At 25.4% G+C, this 18,478-nt stretch carries 21 protein-coding genes and 1 pseudogene; 9 read left to right on the forward strand and 13 right to left on the reverse strand.

All coding sequences use genetic code 4. The features are described from left to right. Positions 1–20: 20 nt before the first annotated feature. From AACK91_RS00660 to AACK91_RS00670, 3 genes are all read right to left on the reverse strand, one after another. Positions 21–257, reverse strand: coding sequence for a hypothetical protein (locus AACK91_RS00660; RefSeq protein ID WP_338963409.1), 237 nt, complete (start codon positions 255–257; stop codon positions 21–23). Between the two features lie 870 nt (positions 258–1,127). Continuing rightward, on the reverse strand, positions 1,128–1,253 hold the full coding sequence (locus AACK91_RS00665) for a hypothetical protein (RefSeq protein WP_338963412.1): 126 nt from the start codon (positions 1,251–1,253) through the stop codon (positions 1,128–1,130). A gap of 218 nt (positions 1,254–1,471) precedes the next feature. After that, positions 1,472–1,687, reverse strand: coding sequence for a YneF family protein (locus AACK91_RS00670; RefSeq protein ID WP_004028146.1), 216 nt, complete (start codon positions 1,685–1,687; stop codon positions 1,472–1,474). Between the two features lie 168 nt (positions 1,688–1,855). On the opposite strand from AACK91_RS00670, the gene AACK91_RS00675 reads away from it, so the two are divergent. Continuing rightward, positions 1,856–2,818 carry an IS1/IS1595 family N-terminal zinc-binding domain-containing protein gene (locus tag AACK91_RS00675; RefSeq protein WP_338963247.1) on the forward strand — a complete coding sequence of 321 codons (963 nt, stop codon included), beginning with the start codon at positions 1,856–1,858 and terminating at the stop codon, positions 2,816–2,818. 143 nt (positions 2,819–2,961) lie between these two features. Here the strand turns inward: AACK91_RS00675 and AACK91_RS00680 are convergent, their stop codons facing one another. The 9 genes from AACK91_RS00680 to AACK91_RS00720 all read right to left on the reverse strand — a co-directional run bounded on the left by AACK91_RS00680 (position 2,962) and on the right by AACK91_RS00720 (position 10,935). After that, positions 2,962–3,912 carry a hypothetical protein gene (locus AACK91_RS00680; RefSeq protein WP_338963425.1) on the reverse strand — a complete coding sequence of 317 codons (951 nt, stop codon included), beginning with the start codon at positions 3,910–3,912 and terminating at the stop codon, positions 2,962–2,964. A 28-nt stretch (positions 3,913–3,940) separates the two neighbouring features. Then, positions 3,941–5,674: an aspartate--tRNA ligase gene (gene aspS / locus AACK91_RS00685; RefSeq protein ID WP_338963427.1), complete on the reverse strand. Its 1,734-nt coding sequence runs from the start codon at positions 5,672–5,674 to the stop codon at positions 3,941–3,943. After that, positions 5,674–6,930 carry a histidine--tRNA ligase gene (gene hisS / locus AACK91_RS00690; RefSeq protein ID WP_338963429.1) on the reverse strand — a complete coding sequence of 419 codons (1,257 nt, stop codon included), beginning with the start codon at positions 6,928–6,930 and terminating at the stop codon, positions 5,674–5,676. The genes aspS and hisS overlap by 1 nt, the downstream gene beginning before the upstream one ends. 448 nt (positions 6,931–7,378) lie before the next feature. Beyond that, positions 7,379–8,341: an IS1/IS1595 family N-terminal zinc-binding domain-containing protein gene (locus AACK91_RS00695; RefSeq protein ID WP_338963247.1), complete on the reverse strand. Its 963-nt coding sequence runs from the start codon at positions 8,339–8,341 to the stop codon at positions 7,379–7,381. A gap of 410 nt (positions 8,342–8,751) precedes the next feature. Then, positions 8,752–9,003 carry a hypothetical protein gene (locus AACK91_RS00700; RefSeq protein ID WP_040092696.1) on the reverse strand — a complete coding sequence of 84 codons (252 nt, stop codon included), beginning with the start codon at positions 9,001–9,003 and terminating at the stop codon, positions 8,752–8,754. Next, positions 9,003–9,152 (reverse strand): hypothetical protein, encoded by a 150-nt coding sequence (locus AACK91_RS00705; protein WP_004027793.1) that lies wholly within the window; start codon positions 9,150–9,152, stop codon positions 9,003–9,005. The genes AACK91_RS00700 and AACK91_RS00705 overlap by 1 nt, the downstream gene beginning before the upstream one ends. Before the next feature lie 329 nt (positions 9,153–9,481). Continuing rightward, the gene (locus AACK91_RS00710; RefSeq protein ID WP_338963460.1) at positions 9,482–9,835 is read right to left on the reverse strand and encodes a S1 RNA-binding domain-containing protein; all 354 of its coding nucleotides are present in this window, start codon (positions 9,833–9,835) and stop codon (positions 9,482–9,484) included. Positions 9,836–9,949: 114 nt separating this feature from the next. Beyond that, positions 9,950–10,267 (reverse strand): hypothetical protein, encoded by a 318-nt coding sequence (locus AACK91_RS00715; RefSeq protein WP_338963462.1) that lies wholly within the window; start codon positions 10,265–10,267, stop codon positions 9,950–9,952. Between the two features lie 170 nt (positions 10,268–10,437). Further along, a complete protein-coding gene (locus tag AACK91_RS00720; RefSeq protein WP_338963464.1) occupies positions 10,438–10,935 on the reverse strand; it encodes a hypothetical protein in 498 nt (165 codons plus the stop codon). 159 nt (positions 10,936–11,094) lie between these two features. Here AACK91_RS00720 and AACK91_RS00725 point away from each other — a divergent pair, with 159 nt between their 5' ends. From AACK91_RS00725 to AACK91_RS00750, 6 genes and pseudogenes are all read left to right on the forward strand, one after another. Next, positions 11,095–12,057, forward strand: coding sequence for an IS1/IS1595 family N-terminal zinc-binding domain-containing protein (locus AACK91_RS00725; RefSeq protein ID WP_338963247.1), 963 nt, complete (start codon positions 11,095–11,097; stop codon positions 12,055–12,057). 188 nt (positions 12,058–12,245) lie between these two features. Next, entirely contained in the window at positions 12,246–13,208 is a 963-nt protein-coding gene (locus tag AACK91_RS00730; protein WP_338963247.1) for an IS1/IS1595 family N-terminal zinc-binding domain-containing protein, read from the forward strand. Positions 13,209–13,742: 534 nt separating this feature from the next. Next, positions 13,743–14,705, forward strand: a complete 963-nt coding sequence (locus AACK91_RS00735) for an IS1/IS1595 family N-terminal zinc-binding domain-containing protein (protein ID WP_338963247.1) — start codon at positions 13,743–13,745, stop codon at positions 14,703–14,705. A gap of 46 nt (positions 14,706–14,751) precedes the next feature. Further along, a complete protein-coding gene (locus AACK91_RS00740) occupies positions 14,752–15,300 on the forward strand; it encodes a hypothetical protein (protein ID WP_338963467.1) in 549 nt (182 codons plus the stop codon). Between the two features lie 170 nt (positions 15,301–15,470). Then, entirely contained in the window at positions 15,471–15,644 is a 174-nt protein-coding gene (locus AACK91_RS00745) for a hypothetical protein (protein WP_338963469.1), read from the forward strand. Further along, positions 15,640–15,846 (forward strand): annotated as a pseudogene (locus AACK91_RS00750) (antibiotic acetyltransferase); the annotation flags it as partial. The gene AACK91_RS00745 and the pseudogene AACK91_RS00750, both read left to right, overlap by 5 nt. A 52-nt stretch (positions 15,847–15,898) precedes the next feature. On the opposite strand, the gene AACK91_RS00755 reads toward AACK91_RS00750, so the two are convergent. After that, positions 15,899–16,591, reverse strand: coding sequence for a hypothetical protein (locus AACK91_RS00755; RefSeq protein ID WP_338963472.1), 693 nt, complete (start codon positions 16,589–16,591; stop codon positions 15,899–15,901). A 131-nt stretch (positions 16,592–16,722) separates the two neighbouring features. On the opposite strand from AACK91_RS00755, the gene AACK91_RS00760 reads away from it, so the two are divergent. Beyond that, a complete protein-coding gene (locus AACK91_RS00760; RefSeq protein ID WP_338963474.1) occupies positions 16,723–17,073 on the forward strand; it encodes a methionyl-tRNA formyltransferase in 351 nt (116 codons plus the stop codon). A 255-nt stretch (positions 17,074–17,328) separates the two neighbouring features. Next, positions 17,329–18,477, forward strand: a complete 1,149-nt coding sequence (locus AACK91_RS00765; RefSeq protein ID WP_338963476.1) for a hypothetical protein — start codon at positions 17,329–17,331, stop codon at positions 18,475–18,477. Position 18,478: the final 1 nt, after the last annotated feature.

An 18,478-nucleotide genomic window follows, 5' to 3' on the forward strand; every position in this document is an offset into this window, starting at 1 on the left:
AATAACTGTTCCACCCTGCATTAAGTTGTTTTATAAAATCAAAGTTTAAAAGAACCAGTTTTATCATCAAAGATAATTTTTGAATTTTCTAGTTTTTGATAAAACTGTTTTTGTGTTTTATCTTTTATTTTATTTAATAAATATTTATGTTTTTCACAAGTTCATAAAACTTTATTTGATAAAAATTCTTCGGTAATGAATGATACTGCTTTATAGCAATCATTAACATCACATATTTTTTGTTTTTTAATTATCATTACCTCCTTTTAGGGATTTTTTATTTCAAATAAAAAAACAACCCTAACAAGAGTTGTTTTTTGGAGCTTCATCGTACATTATACGAGATTTAAAATATAACCTCAATCTCTAATATAGCTTTTCATTTGTTCTGCAACGTTATCTCTTCATATATTCTTTTGAGCCTCAGAAAGTTTAGGAACATCTTCTATAATTTCACGTTTTATTCTCTTTTTTCAATCTTTTAAATTATATAATCATAATTGTACTTTTGGATCATTAACAAGAATATCATTGATTTTTTTCAAATTAACTTTAGTATTAAAAATAAAATCATTTTTTATATTTCCTATTGAATAAATTTTAGAATTATCTTTTATTTTTAATTTTAATAAAAACCTTCACTAAGACTCAAAAGTTCTTCTTTTTTTATAATTTCAATATCCAATGATTCCTAGATCAACTTTTTCTCACTTTATTAAATCACTTTTAAAATCATCATTTAATTTTTTAACATATGAATTTGGATATAATATTGTGTCATTAGGGGCAATGGAAACATTAAAATGATCAATATTCATAGAAATCACAGAAGTATATAATCTATAATTAATTTTTATTCTTTTGTCTTTAGAACTGTTCTTATATACCTCAATAATTTCATTTCAATGATCTCATATAGCTTCCCCAAGAGCATAGTCGGGCGAATTCCCGTATATTCCGGTTATATTTTTTTAGCAAATTCTAGAAAAGCGTTACTAAATAACAGTTTATCGTTCTTATTTGAATAATAAGTGCGTGCTAAATTTTCAAAAGTTTCTGGTTTTAACAAAAGCTCAAAATAACTAAAATTATCCTCTTCATCAGTTTTAATACGTTCATCATTACCATTAAATAGTATAATTTTTTGTATTAGTACCATTATTTTGTTTTTCATATTTGCTAACGGTAATAAACGTTGGCATACTTGTCCCACTAATTATTAATACACCTACTAAACTTAAATTTTTTTTCATAACTATTCCTTTCTCTCCTTTTGTTTTGTTTAATCCCTAACCATCAACTATTACAACTATTATATATCTTTTATTATGAAAATAATTTTTACAATAACTTTTGCAAAATTAAAAAACATCAATTAATAAAATTTATAATCTCTTATTACAAAGATTTGTTTTATTAATTGATGTTTAAGATTACATTTGCAAAAAATTAATAAAGTTCTTCAACAAAATTATTTAGCTCGTTTCATTGAATTCATTACTTTTTTAATGTCTGCTTCAGAAGGTTTTCTTCCCATTTGCATATACATTGCCCGAATTTGTTTTTCAGTAATTGGAGGATTATCACGTAATTGTTTTTGTACAATTTTTTTTGTAATTAAAAATCCTAATACCCCACCAATAACTAAACAACCAATTCCTATAATAAGTCCTGCTCATCACGGCATTTGAAACTCCTCCTTTTATATTCTATTAATTACCCTATAATTCCTATAATATTTTAACATATTTTAAGATATTAGTTAAATATTATCTCTTTAATTTTGTCGAAAACTCTTGATATTTATAAAATATACCTAAAATTAGGTATATTTTTAATATATGGAGGTAAATAAATGATGAAAAAAATAATTACAGAATTAATAAATAGCTTAACAGATGATCAATTTTTAGAATTTTATGAAAAAATAAAACAACAAGCAGACTTAATTAAAAAACAAAAACGTTTAAATGAAATTGATCAAAAATTTAGAGATAAAGGCATTATATGTCCTAATTGCAAATCTTTTCATTGTGTTAAAAATGGTCATAATTCCGAAGGAAAACAAAAATATTTATGTAAAAAATGTCGTGCTAGTTTTGATGCATTTCGTCATCATTTTACTTATTGAAGTCATTTAAATTATGAACAGTGAAATTTATTAATTCAAATTTCATTGTTAGGACAATCTAGTAAAATAATTTCTCGTTTTATTAAAACAACCCCAAAAACCGCTTGATATAATCGACAAAAATTAATGCAATCAAAACAATTAGAAAATACACAGTTAAAATTTAAAAAATTAAATGGTCAAATCCAAATGGATGAAACATTTATTAAAGAAATTCATAAAGGCAATTTTAAAGATAAATTTGATAAACGAAAAACTCATCTCGATCCATTTTCAACTGATACCAAATGCTGTATTCAAATGGCAGTTGATAGCAATAATAATATTTTTGTTCAATCCACCAATACCAAAAGATTACAAAAACAATGGATTATTGAAAATATGAATAAGCAACTAATTAAAGAAAAATCAATAATTATTTCTGATATGCAACCACTATATTTATTAGTAGCAAAACAAACAAATTCTACTCTATATTCCACCAAAACTAGTACAAACCCTGATACTAGTTATCAAAAGTTAAATAAGATTAGTAAATTACAATCCAGTCTTAAAGAAGCCTTAATTCATTATCATGGTTTGGGTTTCACTAATATTCAAAATTATTTAAAGCTCTGAAAATGAAAATACCAACACAAAGGTTTAACACCAAACCAACAATCAACGGTATTATATTTTAACGTTTAAAAAATTTAAAGCAAAATCATAATCTTACACAAAATTAGTTTTCAAATTGTCATATTGATGATTTTTTTTATTTCATCAAGAGTTTTCGACAAAATTAAAGTATTATCTTCATATTTCATCTCAAAAGACAAAAAAATAGAACATTATCCTCATATTTCGGTAATATTAAGGTTGGTTTCTAATTTTTGAATAGTAATATTTTTATTTTGTGTAATAAAAAATAAAATATCAGTTTTTAAATCACCTTGTGTTTGTTGGCCAGCAATAAGAAGATTGCTCTTCCAAAAGGTAATTAACTGAACAGTTAAAACAACATTATTATTAACAGTAAGCTTTGTTATTAATGTTAAATCATTAGTTAAAATATTATTACGATATAAACTACCATCATTTAAAAGTAAATAAAAATAATGGTTATTATCCCATGTCGGACTAGCCGTTAAACCGATAATGCTCTGCTTTTCAAAAAGCGTTTCAACAACTAATGTTGGTTTTAAAGAGTTTGTCATCCGATATAAAACCAAATCGATTGCAATATATAAATAGTTATTAATAACCATCATTAGCACATTTTTAGTTTCATCATCTCGAAACGAAGCAATAATATCTCATTGGTAATTATGGAACCGAATTAATTTTTTAGTATTATCTTCTGGAAAAGTAACCACTAAATATTCACTTTCAAATAATGAGCAACTAGCAAAAATTTCATTAAGTTGTAATTTCTCATCAAAAATAACGGTTTGTTGATTTGTCGATAAATTATAATAAGCTAAATAAATTCCTGCTTGGTCTTTTTTTTGATACAAATAATATACCAAAAGTTCTTCTGTTGTTGATTGTGAAAAATTAACACACTTTATTATTAATGCTTGTGGCAATGAAATTTGCTTAATTTTTGTTATTGTTAAGTCATTCATTTTATAAAAAATAATCTTTTGGTCAAAATACTCAAAAAAATAAAGTTCTTCTTTAAACTTAATTTTTTTACGATAACTATTCTTTGTTAAATTACCAAGTTTAGCTATCACATTTGGTGCAAACTGATATATGCTGTTATTTGTTATTAACAACATTTCCTCATACGTTGACATTTTAATTCCTTCTTTATCTTAAATCTTTCTATTTTAACTTAATTCCTAATTCATCTAATTGTTTTGAATCAACTGAATTTGGTGCTTCTGTCATTGGATCACTTCCCGAAGCATTCTTCGGAAAAGCAATTACATCACGAATTGAATCACTATTTGTTAAAATCATTGCTAATCGATCAAGACCAAAGGCAATCCCCCCATGTGGTGGTACGCCATAATTAAAAGCATTTAAGAATCATCCAAATTTACTTTCAATTTCTTTAGCACTTAATTGTAATGATTGAAACATTTTTTGTTGAATCTCACTTTGATGAATTCGAATACTTCCCCCACCAATTTCATAACCATTTAAGACTAAATCATAAGCATTAGCACGGGCAGTTGCTAAATTTTGTTCAAAATTATTTAAATATTCTGTTGTTGGTGCTGTAAAAGGGTGATGAGCTGCTTCATAACGATTTGTTTCATCCGATCATTCATACAATGGCCAATTAACAATTCATAAGAAATGATATTCATTCGGTGGAATTAAAGCAAACATCTTTGCCAATTCAACCCGAACCGCTCCTAATGCTTGGCAAGTAACACTTTTTTCATCACTAACAAAAAAGAACGTTCCCGTTTGATTATTACTAATTTTTAATAATGCTGTTTTTTCAGCATCACTAATAAATTTTGCAATTGACCCTTCTCATACATTATTTTCTTGTTTAACTCATGCTAATCCTTTTGCTTTATTCTGTTGCACAATGCGAGTTAATTCCTCTACTTGTTTTTTTGTTACTAAATGTGGAATAAAAATCCCTTTTAAACTAAGATTATTTTGTAAGGCGTTAGCAAAAATACTAAAAGTTGTTTGAGCAAAAATAGTTGTTGCATCAAACAATTGTAAATCATAACGCATATCTGGTTTATCTGTTCCATATTTTTCAATTGCATCATCATAATTCATTTGCATAAATGGCGTTTTAATTTTAACGTTCATTACTTCATCCATCACAACTTTAAATAGTGCTTCAACCAACACAAAAATATCTTCTCGTTCAACAAAACTCATTTCCAAATCTAATTGGGTAAATTCTGGTTGGCGATCACTTCGTAAGTCTTCATCACGAAAGCATTTTGCAATTTGAAAGTACTTATCAAAGCCAGCTAACATTAACAATTGTTTAAATAACTGTGGTGATTGTGGTAAGGCATAAAAATTATGTAAACTTTGTCGTGATGGCACTAAAAAATCACGCGCTCCTTCTGGGGTTGATTTATTTAAAATTGGTGTTTCAATATCAATAAATTTTTGTTCTTGTAAAAACTGGCTAATTATATTTATTAAATGATTTCGTAACATAATTTTTTGTTGCATTACTGGGCGGCGTAAATCTAAGTAACGATATTTCATTCGGACATCTTCTAAAGCATCAGTAACATCATTAATAATTAAAGGGGTCGTTTGTGCTTTTGATAAAATTGTTACTGTTGTTACACTAATTTCAATTTCACCTGTTTTTAACTTTGAGTTCTTATTTTTTCGTTCAACAACAACTCCTTCAACACGAATAACAAATTCATTACGAATACTGTTTATCATCTCATACTGAGGATGTTTCGGTTCAACCACAATTTGAGTAATACCTTCCCGATCACGTAAATCTAAAAAAATAATGCCTCCCATACGGCGATTTTTCGCCACTCATCCTTCTAAAACAACTTTTGTTTTAACATTCTTTAATGTTAATTCCCCACAGGTGTGTGTTCTCTTCATTATTTATTCTCCTTACTTAAAAATGTAATAATTTTTTCAAACTTAACTTCTTGCTCTTTACCAGTTGTTTGGTTTTTAATTTTAACAACATTCTTTTTCAATTCTTCATCACCAATAATAATTGCATTCTTTGCTTTTAACCGTTCTAATGATTTAAACTGTGCTTTAACACTACGTGATAAATAATCACAATCAGCACGAAAACCACTTCCGCGTAATAGTAATAACAATGGTGATGCAAAATAACGGGTATGATCAGATAAACAAATTAAATAAACATCTAAATAAGGTTCATCTGCTAACTTAATTTCATTTTCTGCTAACGTTAATAATAATCGTTCTAATCCTAGCGCAAAACCAACTGCTGGATAATCTAAACTAGGTTCAAAACTATTTACTAATTGGTCATATCGGCCCCCGCCTAATAACGTTAATTCTCGTTCTTGTTTATCAACAACAACTTCAAAGACAAGTGACGTATAATAATCTAACCCTCGGACTAATTTATGATCTAATACAAATGGAATTGCTAATTTTGTTAAAATATTTTGTAAATTATTAAATTCGGTTTGATCACTTTCTGTTAAATAATCATAAATTTTGGGAGCTTGATCAAATTTTTTATTATCAATTTTACAATCTAATACTCGCAATGGATTTTTTTCCACCCGAATAGCACAATCAGCACATAAATCTTGTGTTTTTAAAAACGTTTTTAAAACTGCAATGTATTTTGTCCGTTCTGCCCCAACTGCTAAGTAATTTAATTTTAAAGTAAGATTTGATAAACCAAGCGCTTTTAAAAGATTATAACCAAGTAAGATTACTTCAACATCTAATAAGTAATTTTTTACCCCAACAACTTCAACACCAAACTGATTAAATTGTCGTAATCGCCCATGTTGTGGTCGTTCATAACGAAACATACTCCCAAGATAAAACAATTTTAATGGTAATTCATATTTCCCATATAATTTATCTTCTAAAATACTACGAATCACAGGCGCGGTTGCTTCTGGGCGCAACACAAATTCACGTTCTTTTTTATCTAATAATTCAAACATTTCTTTAGTCACAATATCAGTTTCATTGCCAACAGCACGAACAAATAAATCCTTTGCTTCAAAGATTGGTGTTCTAATTTCATGATAATTATACTGCATCACAATATCTCGTAAAATTAATTCTAATGCACTTAATTCACTAGCTTTTTTATAATAGATGTCTTCGGTTCCCCGTGGTTTTTGAATATTCATAACTTTCTTTCCTCTCTAAATAAAAAACTAAAAGATTTCTTAGGAACGAAAAATCGCGGTGCCATCCTATTTCATTATCTTTTAGTTAATGCGCTTTATTTTGTCAAAATCTATTAAATTTTTAAGGGTAATAGTTTCCACCGACCACTATTTCTCTGAGCAATTATTTTTATCAATAATTTCTTTCAATTAAAATTATACCTATTTTTTAAAAAAAGTAAATTAATTAAAAGCAAAGTTAGCATAAAAGTTTGGGGACCTATAAACTTATTCCAAATCCAGATTTTGCAATATTAAAAGTATAAGAATTAATTTATAATTCTTATACTTTTAAGTTATAATATTTATCTTTAATTTTGTCGAAAACTCTTGATGAAATAAAAAAAATCATCAATATGACAATTTGAAAACTAATTTTGTGTAAGATTATGATTTTGCTTTAAATTTTTTAAACGTTAAAATATAATACCGTTGATTGTTGGTTTGGTGTTAAACCTTTGTGTTGATATTTTCATTTTCAGAGCTTTAAATAATTTTGAATATTAGTGAAACCCAAACCATGATAATGAATTAAGGCTTCTTTAAGACTGGATTGTAATTTACTAATCTTATTTAACTTTTGATAACTAGTATCAGGGTTTGTACTAGTTTTGGTGGAATATAGAGTAGAATTTGTTTGTTTTGCTACTAATAAATATAGTGGTTGCATATCAGAAATAATTATTGATTTTTCTTTAATTAGTTGCTTATTCATATTTTCAATAATCCATTGTTTTTGTAATCTTTTGGTATTGGTGGATTGAACAAAAATATTATTATTGCTATCAACTGCCATTTGAATACAGCATTTGGTATCAGTTGAAAATGGATCGAGATGAGTTTTTCGTTTATCAAATTTATCTTTAAAATTGCCTTTATGAATTTCTTTAATAAATGTTTCATCCATTTGGATTTGACCATTTAATTTTTTAAATTTTAACTGTGTATTTTCTAATTGTTTTGATTGCATTAATTTTTGTCGATTATATCAAGCGGTTTTTGGGGTTGTTTTAATAAAACGAGAAATTATTTTACTAGATTGTCCTAACAATGAAATTTGAATTAATAAATTTCACTGTTCATAATTTAAATGACTTCAATAAGTAAAATGATGACGAAATGCATCAAAACTAGCACGACATTTTTTACATAAATATTTTTGTTTTCCTTCGGAATTATGACCATTTTTAACACAATGAAAAGATTTGCAATTAGGACATATAATGCCTTTATCTCTAAATTTTTGATCAATTTCATTTAAACGTTTTTGTTTTTTAATTAAGTCTGCTTGTTGTTTTATTTTTTCATAAAATTCTAAAAATTGATCATCTGTTAAGCTATTTATTAATTCTGTAATTATTTTTTTCATCATTTATTTACCTCCATATATTAAAAATATACCTAATTTTAGGTATATTTTATAAATATCAAGAGTTTTCGACAAAATTAAAGATAATAGTTATTAAAATATAAAATTAATCATTTATAATTAAATTGATATTTTTGCACTACATACTGCCTACAAATTTTAAAAAGAAAGTAGATATATTTATAAAGAATATTATAAAAATTTATATTCCAAAACTACTATTAATATGACCCTTAATAAAAATATTCTTATTTTTATTAAATCCTACTTTAAAACAATTATTTCATTACTAATAATTTCAATAATAACTTATAGACAGTGTGTAATACAAAAATAAACAACAAAATTATTTAATCAACTCACATAAAAGCTAGTGTGCCATAGCTAAGATATATGATCAGTAATAATAAATATTAAAATCCTTTAACCATAACACGGAAAAAGTTTAAAATCTTAATGATAACAAAAATACCAAATGGAATTAAAATAATTCACGCATCACCTAAAAAGGTCATTAATTGTGGTAATACAGCATAAATTGCTTCTTTAACTTTCATCATTGCTTGCCCTAAACCACTTCAAATAGAACCCATTCCATCTGAAATAGTAGGTTTATCACCAACTGCTAAAAAATTAATTGCTGTTGTTAAATACATACCTAACATTATTTTTTATCCTCCTTATTTTCAATTTCTTTTTTATCTTTTTTCTTTCCTCGAATTTGGCGAATTTTTTGATAAATTGATAAACCAATTCAAGCAAAAATACCTAATATAATAACAACACTAAAAATTGTCGTTAATCAAACTGGCATAACTTATTCCTCCTAAAAATCTAATTTTCGCGGCACGCTTCGCTTGTTCGCTACGCTCAAAATAAACTATATTGAATAAATTACCGCTAATAAATTACGCGGATAATTTATTCATCTTATTTTTCATTATTAATTACAATATTATTTACCGTATTAATAACATTATCTTTTCCATACTTAGTTACTAAGGACCGTAAAATAAAATAATGTTTTCTTTCCATTAAAAAATCAACTCCTTTCTGAGTTGATTTGTTGCACTTCACTTACACGATGCCTAAAAAATAGTTTTATACTTATACTATTTTTTACTTTTTTATATTTTTATTAATTTATTCATTTTTGTTTGTTTTACTAATATTTTCAATATTGTCTGTTTTATCTTGTTTTTTATTTAAGTTTTGGAATGCTGTTTTTATTTCCTGAATTTCTTTATCATCATTTTTTAATAATTCAGGGTGACAATTTTTATAACTTAATTTAAGATGTTTTCTAACTGTATTAAAATCAAGCACCTCAACTTCAATTTCATCACCAATATCAAAAAAATCTTTAATATCTTTAACAAAATAATCTGAAACTTCACTAATATGGATTAAACCATTAGCCTTTCCTGCTCTACAAAAAGCACCATAGGGAGTAATATTTGTTATTTTTACAATAATTTTGTTATTTTTATCATACATAATATTTTTTTCTCCTTTACTAAACCTAATTATATTATTAAAGTGCTGAAAATAATTTGTTAAACACAAAAATAATTAATAGATTTTATTATTTTTATTATATACATTAACTAATTAATGAACAAATATTTTTTTAAAATGTTGTCTTGATGTAAAATTCCCTAAACAAGGTCGTATTGTTGTATTTAATATATATAAAACATTTTTTAATCTACTACGAATATTAATCAAAGGTTCATTTGGCCCAAATCATCGCCTTATATCTCTATTTATTCGTTCTACTAATGCTTTTTGTTTTGGTTTACCAGGGTCACAAAAATAAACTCTTATTTTAAAATGTTTTTCTATTGTTTTTCATCTATAAAATTCTTTTCCTCTATCTGTCAAAATACAACTAAATTTGCTAACACCAATTTGTTTAATCATTTTCATTAAAACCATTAACACGATACTTGCTTTTTTAGTAAATAAAATATCATAAAAAACTATTTTAGATTTCCTATTTACTAAAACTAATAAATGAAAATTACCACAATCAAGGGTATCCATTTCTCAAATTCCACTAAAACTTAAATCATCTCCATAATCATTTAAAAATTCCTTTAATCTCTAATATTAAGCAATACACCACGATTATCATTTTTTTCACCATTTTTAGTTTTTCGCTTTTTATTTTTAAAATACAAATTATTTTTTGATAAATTAAAATAACCTAATCTAATATATTTATACATTGTTTTAAAACATACACCAAATTTTATATTATATTGTAATTCATACGACATAATAATATTTTGTGGTGAACGACCAAAATTATTATATTCATTAGAAAAATAACTTAATTCTTGTGAATTTAACATTGAATATTTACGACATTGTTTTTTCTTTTTATCATGTATTTTTTGTGCTTTTACAGCATTATAATCATTAATATTATCAAACATATTTAATTCTTCTCAAATAACAGAATAAGACCTATTCATTTGTTTAGCAATTTTTCGAATATTAATTGTTCCATTTTTCTTTTTAAATAATTCATTATCTTTTAATTTTTCTAAATTTACTCTTTCATTAATATCTAATCTTTCATATTTTTTCATATTTTACCCCCTAAAATATGTTATGATTTACATAGAGTAATTATAACATTCTAAATAAGGAGATAAGTATATGAAAAAACTTTAATTTTGTCGAAAACTCTTGATATTTATAAAATATACCTAAAATTAGGTATATTTTTAATATATGGAGGTAAATAAATGATGAAAAAAATAATTACAGAATTAATAAATAGCTTAACAGATGATCAATTTTTAGAATTTTATGAAAAAATAAAACAACAAGCAGACTTAATTAAAAAACAAAAACGTTTAAATGAAATTGATCAAAAATTTAGAGATAAAGGCATTATATGTCCTAATTGCAAATCTTTTCATTGTGTTAAAAATGGTCATAATTCCGAAGGAAAACAAAAATATTTATGTAAAAAATGTCGTGCTAGTTTTGATGCATTTCGTCATCATTTTACTTATTGAAGTCATTTAAATTATGAACAGTGAAATTTATTAATTCAAATTTCATTGTTAGGACAATCTAGTAAAATAATTTCTCGTTTTATTAAAACAACCCCAAAAACCGCTTGATATAATCGACAAAAATTAATGCAATCAAAACAATTAGAAAATACACAGTTAAAATTTAAAAAATTAAATGGTCAAATCCAAATGGATGAAACATTTATTAAAGAAATTCATAAAGGCAATTTTAAAGATAAATTTGATAAACGAAAAACTCATCTCGATCCATTTTCAACTGATACCAAATGCTGTATTCAAATGGCAGTTGATAGCAATAATAATATTTTTGTTCAATCCACCAATACCAAAAGATTACAAAAACAATGGATTATTGAAAATATGAATAAGCAACTAATTAAAGAAAAATCAATAATTATTTCTGATATGCAACCACTATATTTATTAGTAGCAAAACAAACAAATTCTACTCTATATTCCACCAAAACTAGTACAAACCCTGATACTAGTTATCAAAAGTTAAATAAGATTAGTAAATTACAATCCAGTCTTAAAGAAGCCTTAATTCATTATCATGGTTTGGGTTTCACTAATATTCAAAATTATTTAAAGCTCTGAAAATGAAAATACCAACACAAAGGTTTAACACCAAACCAACAATCAACGGTATTATATTTTAACGTTTAAAAAATTTAAAGCAAAATCATAATCTTACACAAAATTAGTTTTCAAATTGTCATATTGATGATTTTTTTTATTTCATCAAGAGTTTTCGACAAAATTAAAGAAGATTTTCTTTAATTTTGTCGAAAACTCTTGATATTTATAAAATATACCTAAAATTAGGTATATTTTTAATATATAGAGGTAAATAAATGATGAAAAAAATAATTACAGAATTAATAAATAGCTTAACAGATGATCAATTTTTAGAATTTTATGAAAAAATAAAACAACAAGCAGACTTAATTAAAAAACAAAAACGTTTAAATGAAATTGATCAAAAATTTAGAGATAAAGGCATTATATGTCCTAATTGCAAATCTTTTCATTGTGTTAAAAATGGTCATAATTCCGAAGGAAAACAAAAATATTTATGTAAAAAATGTCGTGCTAGTTTTGATGCATTTCGTCATCATTTTACTTATTGAAGTCATTTAAATTATGAACAGTGAAATTTATTAATTCAAATTTCATTGTTAGGACAATCTAGTAAAATAATTTCTCGTTTTATTAAAACAACCCCAAAAACCGCTTGATATAATCGACAAAAATTAATGCAATCAAAACAATTAGAAAATACACAGTTAAAATTTAAAAAATTAAATGGTCAAATCCAAATGGATGAAACATTTATTAAAGAAATTCATAAAGGCAATTTTAAAGATAAATTTGATAAACGAAAAACTCATCTCGATCCATTTTCAACTGATACCAAATGCTGTATTCAAATGGCAGTTGATAGCAATAATAATATTTTTGTTCAATCCACCAATACCAAAAGATTACAAAAACAATGGATTATTGAAAATATGAATAAGCAACTAATTAAAGAAAAATCAATAATTATTTCTGATATGCAACCACTATATTTATTAGTAGCAAAACAAACAAATTCTACTCTATATTCCACCAAAACTAGTACAAACCCTGATACTAGTTATCAAAAGTTAAATAAGATTAGTAAATTACAATCCAGTCTTAAAGAAGCCTTAATTCATTATCATGGTTTGGGTTTCACTAATATTCAAAATTATTTAAAGCTCTGAAAATGAAAATACCAACACAAAGGTTTAACACCAAACCAACAATCAACGGTATTATATTTTAACGTTTAAAAAATTTAAAGCAAAATCATAATCTTACACAAAATTAGTTTTCAAATTGTCATATTGATGATTTTTTTTATTTCATCAAGAGTTTTCGACAAAATTAAAGGATTAATGTCTTTTGCATTTGTTTTAATAATTCTTCATTTTTGTACTTGATCTCCATAAATTACTATATATTCTTTATTATCTTCTTCTACTTCTGTACCGCTAGGAATAAACTTTCATTTACTTCCAACTGGTGGTTGTTGTGGAATTCAAGGTTTATCAGGTTTATTACCCCCCCGTTTTCATTGTTATTTGGTTTTTCACAACTAATTAATGATGTTGTACTTGTTGTAGTTAATCCGATTGCTATTAAAATACTTAGTCATTTTTTCATATACTTATCTCCTTATTTAGAATGTTATAATTACTCTATGTAAATCATAACATATTTTAGGGGGTAAAATATGAAAAAATACTTTAATTTTGTCGAAAACTCTTGATATTTATAAAATATACCTAAAATTAGGTATATTTTTAATATATAGAGGTAAATAAATGATGAAAAAAATAATTACAGAATTAATAAATAGCTTAACAGATGATCAATTTTTAGAATTTTATGAAAAAATAAAACAACAAGCAGACTTAATTAAAAAACAAAAACGTTTAAATGAAATTGATCAAAAATTTAGAGATAAAGGCATTATATGTCCTAATTGCAAATCTTTTCATTGTGTTAAAAATGGTCATAATTCCGAAGGAAAACAAAAATATTTATGTAAAAAATGTCGTGCTAGTTTTGATGCATTTCGTCATCATTTTACTTATTGAAGTCATTTAAATTATGAACAGTGAAATTTATTAATTCAAATTTCATTGTTAGGACAATCTAGTAAAATAATTTCTCGTTTTATTAAAACAACCCCAAAAACCGCTTGATATAATCGACAAAAATTAATGCAATCAAAACAATTAGAAAATACACAGTTAAAATTTAAAAAATTAAATGGTCAAATCCAAATGGATGAAACATTTATTAAAGAAATTCATAAAGGCAATTTTAAAGATAAATTTGATAAACGAAAAACTCATCTCGATCCATTTTCAACTGATACCAAATGCTGTATTCAAATGGCAGTTGATAGCAATAATAATATTTTTGTTCAATCCACCAATACCAAAAGATTACAAAAACAATGGATTATTGAAAATATGAATAAGCAACTAATTAAAGAAAAATCAATAATTATTTCTGATATGCAACCACTATATTTATTAGTAGCAAAACAAACAAATTCTACTCTATATTCCACCAAAACTAGTACAAACCCTGATACTAGTTATCAAAAGTTAAATAAGATTAGTAAATTACAATCCAGTCTTAAAGAAGCCTTAATTCATTATCATGGTTTGGGTTTCACTAATATTCAAAATTATTTAAAGCTCTGAAAATGAAAATACCAACACAAAGGTTTAACACCAAACCAACAATCAACGGTATTATATTTTAACGTTTAAAAAATTTAAAGCAAAATCATAATCTTACACAAAATTAGTTTTCAAATTGTCATATTGATGATTTTTTTTATTTCATCAAGAGTTTTCGACAAAATTAAAGAAAAAATATGAAAGATTAGATATTAATGAAAGAGTAAATTTAGAAAAATTAAAAGATAATGAATTATTTAAAAAGAAAAATGGAACAATTAATATTCGAAAAATTGCTAAACAAATGAATAGGTCTTATTCTGTTATTTGAGAAGAATTAAATATGTTTGATAATATTAATGATTATAATGCTGTAAAAGCACAAAAAATACATGATAAAAAGAAAAAACAATGTCGTAAATATTCAATGTTAAATTCACAAGAATTAAGTTATTTTTCTAATGAATATAATAATTTTGGTCGTTCACCACAAAATATTATTATGTCGTATGAATTACAATATAATATAAAATTTGGTGTATGTTTTAAAACAATGTATAAATATATTAGATTAGGTTATTTTAATTTATCAAAAAATAATTTGTATTTTAAAAATAAAAAGCGAAAAACTAAAAATGGTGAAAAAAATGATAATCGTGGTGTATTGCTTAATATTAGAGATTAAAGGAATTTTTAAATGATTATGGAGATGATTTAAGTTTTAGTGGAATTTGAGAAATGGATACCCTTGATTGTGGTAATTTTCATTTATTAGTTTTAGTAAATAGGAAATCTAAAATAGTTTTTTATGATATTTTATTTACTAAAAAAGCAAGTATCGTGTTAATGGTTTTAATGAAAATGATTAAACAAATTGGTGTTAGCAAATTTAGTTGTATTTTGACAGATAGAGGAAAAGAATTTTATAGATGAAAAACAATAAAAAAACATTTTAAAATAAGAGTTTATTTTTGTGACCCTGGTAAACCAAAACAAAAAGCATTAGTAGAACGAATAAATAGAGATTAACATTGGCACTGGTGCTGTAATTGGGGCTGGTAGCGTTGTAACAAAAGATATCCCCCCTTATGATGCTATTGTTGGTGGTAATCCAGCCAAGGTAATTAAATATCGCTTTAGTGCTAATAAGATTACAACTATGTTAGCTTCAAAATGATGAAACTGAGAAACAGAACAAATCTTAACAGAAATAATGAAATCAGAAAAATAAAAGTTATAAAATAAATAATAAAAAGAAAAGGGGAGTACAGTAATTTAATCTGTTAAGAACCCCTTTTCTTTTTATTATCTTTTTCTTTTGCCATTGCCTTAATAACTGCTTTTTCAATTAAATCTTCAATTTCATCAGTTGTTAAGACAACAGTTTTATTATTTGTTTTATTGGTGGAATTAGCATTAGTAGTTTTTGGTTTCGGTTTTTTGGTAGTAGAAATAGTTTTCTTAGAACCATTTTTAGCTGTTTTTGTCCTACTATTATTGGTTATTGTTGCTGCTGTTAATTTTTCTTCTTCTGGACTTTTAATCCGTTCAATTCCACGATTAACACGATAAGCATGGTCAATTATTTCTTGTAAACCAGATCCTTGTTGATTGGGAGTGGGGGAAGTGGATTCAGAATTTGTTGTACTTTGTGTCCCATTAACAGAAGCACGTAAACGTGCCATTTTAGCTTTAATGTCGTTTTCATCAATACCAACACTTCTCCCCTCTTCACTTTCAATGCCCAATTTATTTTTAATAGTACTATTATTTTTTTTCGCATTTTCTAAAATATATTGAATTGTGCCTTTTTCCGCCTGTTGTGTTTTTTCTGACTCAGTGGTAGTTGTTGGATTTAGCATTCGAGCCATCTTTGCTTTAATTTTTGTTTCATTTGCACTTGAAATAGCTTTATTACTGTTTTCTGGACATTCATGAATTTTCATGTGAATTGGACAAAATGTTGGTACTCCCATTGTAAACTCCCCTACTCTCTTTATTGTTATCATTATTATAACTTAAAACAGTACCATTTAAAATAGGAAAAAGGATTTTGTTAATATTGCGTAAACGTGTATAATAACTTAAAAATAGGAGAACTTTTAAAATGAAAAATAACAAAATCGATTGAACTAAACCTGATCAAGAAGTCGTAACATTTATTAACACAACACCAAAAGCATATACCCTTTTAGATGACAAAAAGTGATATATTAGCAAGGCTCGAGTACTATTTCCAGATGAAACATTTGTGATGGTTATGAAAATCTTTTTTCCGGGAGAAGTTATTAATAGTGATGAAGAAGGCATTTATGTTCAAACGGGAACTGGGATGATTAAAATTTTAGTTTTACAACCACCAGGTCAAGAAATGGCACCAGCAGGTACGTTTTATTTGACAGACCAAGGATTAGGATTAGGAAAATGATTTGATCGCACTAGTTTTGAAAAAAAATAATATGTTATATAAAATAAGAAATTAAAAATTAGTTTTAAAATATCAATCTTATGGTAAAATGTATTAACTAAATCAAACTAGATTTAGGTTATTTTTATGATATGTTAATAAATTTTAAAAAATATTAATTATATCAAAGATTAATAACCTGTATTAATGAAAATATAATATTATTTTCATTTTTTGTTTTTGTAAAAATAAAAAAATGAAATTATTAAAAATTAAATAAAAGTAAAGGAGAAATATGGTAAAACAATGAAAAAGATATTCACCATTTTAGGAACAATGATAATTATCGGAAATTCAGTATCAACCGTTATTATAATAAATTCTGATAAAAACGAACAAGTTAAAAATTTAAAAAATAGTAAAATCCATTTTGAAAAAAATAAATTAGAAAAACCAAATCGAATAAAAAGACAAATAACCCCACTACCATTATATTGACATTCAAATCCAGGCCCTTCTCGAATTAATATTTCAAATGTAATTGCTAGTGTTAATTTAGGAATATTATCAAATAATGATCAAGCAACTATTTTAGAACGAATTTCAGAACAAAACCCTAACCTAGATACAACACAAATTCAAATTAATTTTACTAGATTTAATGAAGATGGTACGCAATTATGAACAATTAGCGTTAGAGAAAATAGTCAAATGTATTTTGGAGAACAAAATGTCCGTTTTTCTATTAGATCTAATTTATGTGATTTTTTATCACAGCAAGATTTAGCTAATGTTTTGTTAATTCCTTTATGTACGGTTATTAAAAATACTAATTTAGGAGTATTGCCGAATGAGAAACGAGAAACTATTTTGCAACGAATTGCAGAAGAAAACCCCAACCTAGATATAACACAAGTAGTTGCTCATTTCATAAGAATTGATGATAATGGAACTTTTATTTGAATAATTGCCCCCTCTGAAAATTCTATTTATACATCAGTGATTCAAGTTTATTTTAGAATTAATCATACCTTAATGATAAATCATATACAAATTCCAGAAATAAATATTAATGTAGAAAAACAGAAAAAATTAAATAAAATAAATTTTGAACCCTTATCTGAAAATGAAAAAAGAAGTTTTAAAGAAACATTACAACGGATTGGTACAGCAGCAATTAGGGCTGGCATCATTCCTGATAAAGCAAAAATAACGGCTAATGTAATGCCACCTGTAAATGCTAACTATGAACTTGGAGCAAAGGAAATTATTACTTCAAGTTTAATTTCTACCGCTGGGTTGGCTGCTGTTTCCAAAACAACAGGGTTATCACCAATCAATGGTTTAAAAACAATTGCTAATTATTTTAGATATAATTTAGTTTCGCCACCGCTTGAAACAACAGCAGAAACCGCCCAAGCAGCGGAACTAGCACCGTTATTGTCATCAGGTTAAA

The organism is Spiroplasma endosymbiont of Sarcophaga carnaria, assembly GCF_964019595.1.
Taxonomy (GTDB): Bacteria; Bacillota_I; Bacilli_A; order Mycoplasmatales; family Mycoplasmataceae; genus Spiroplasma; species Spiroplasma poulsonii.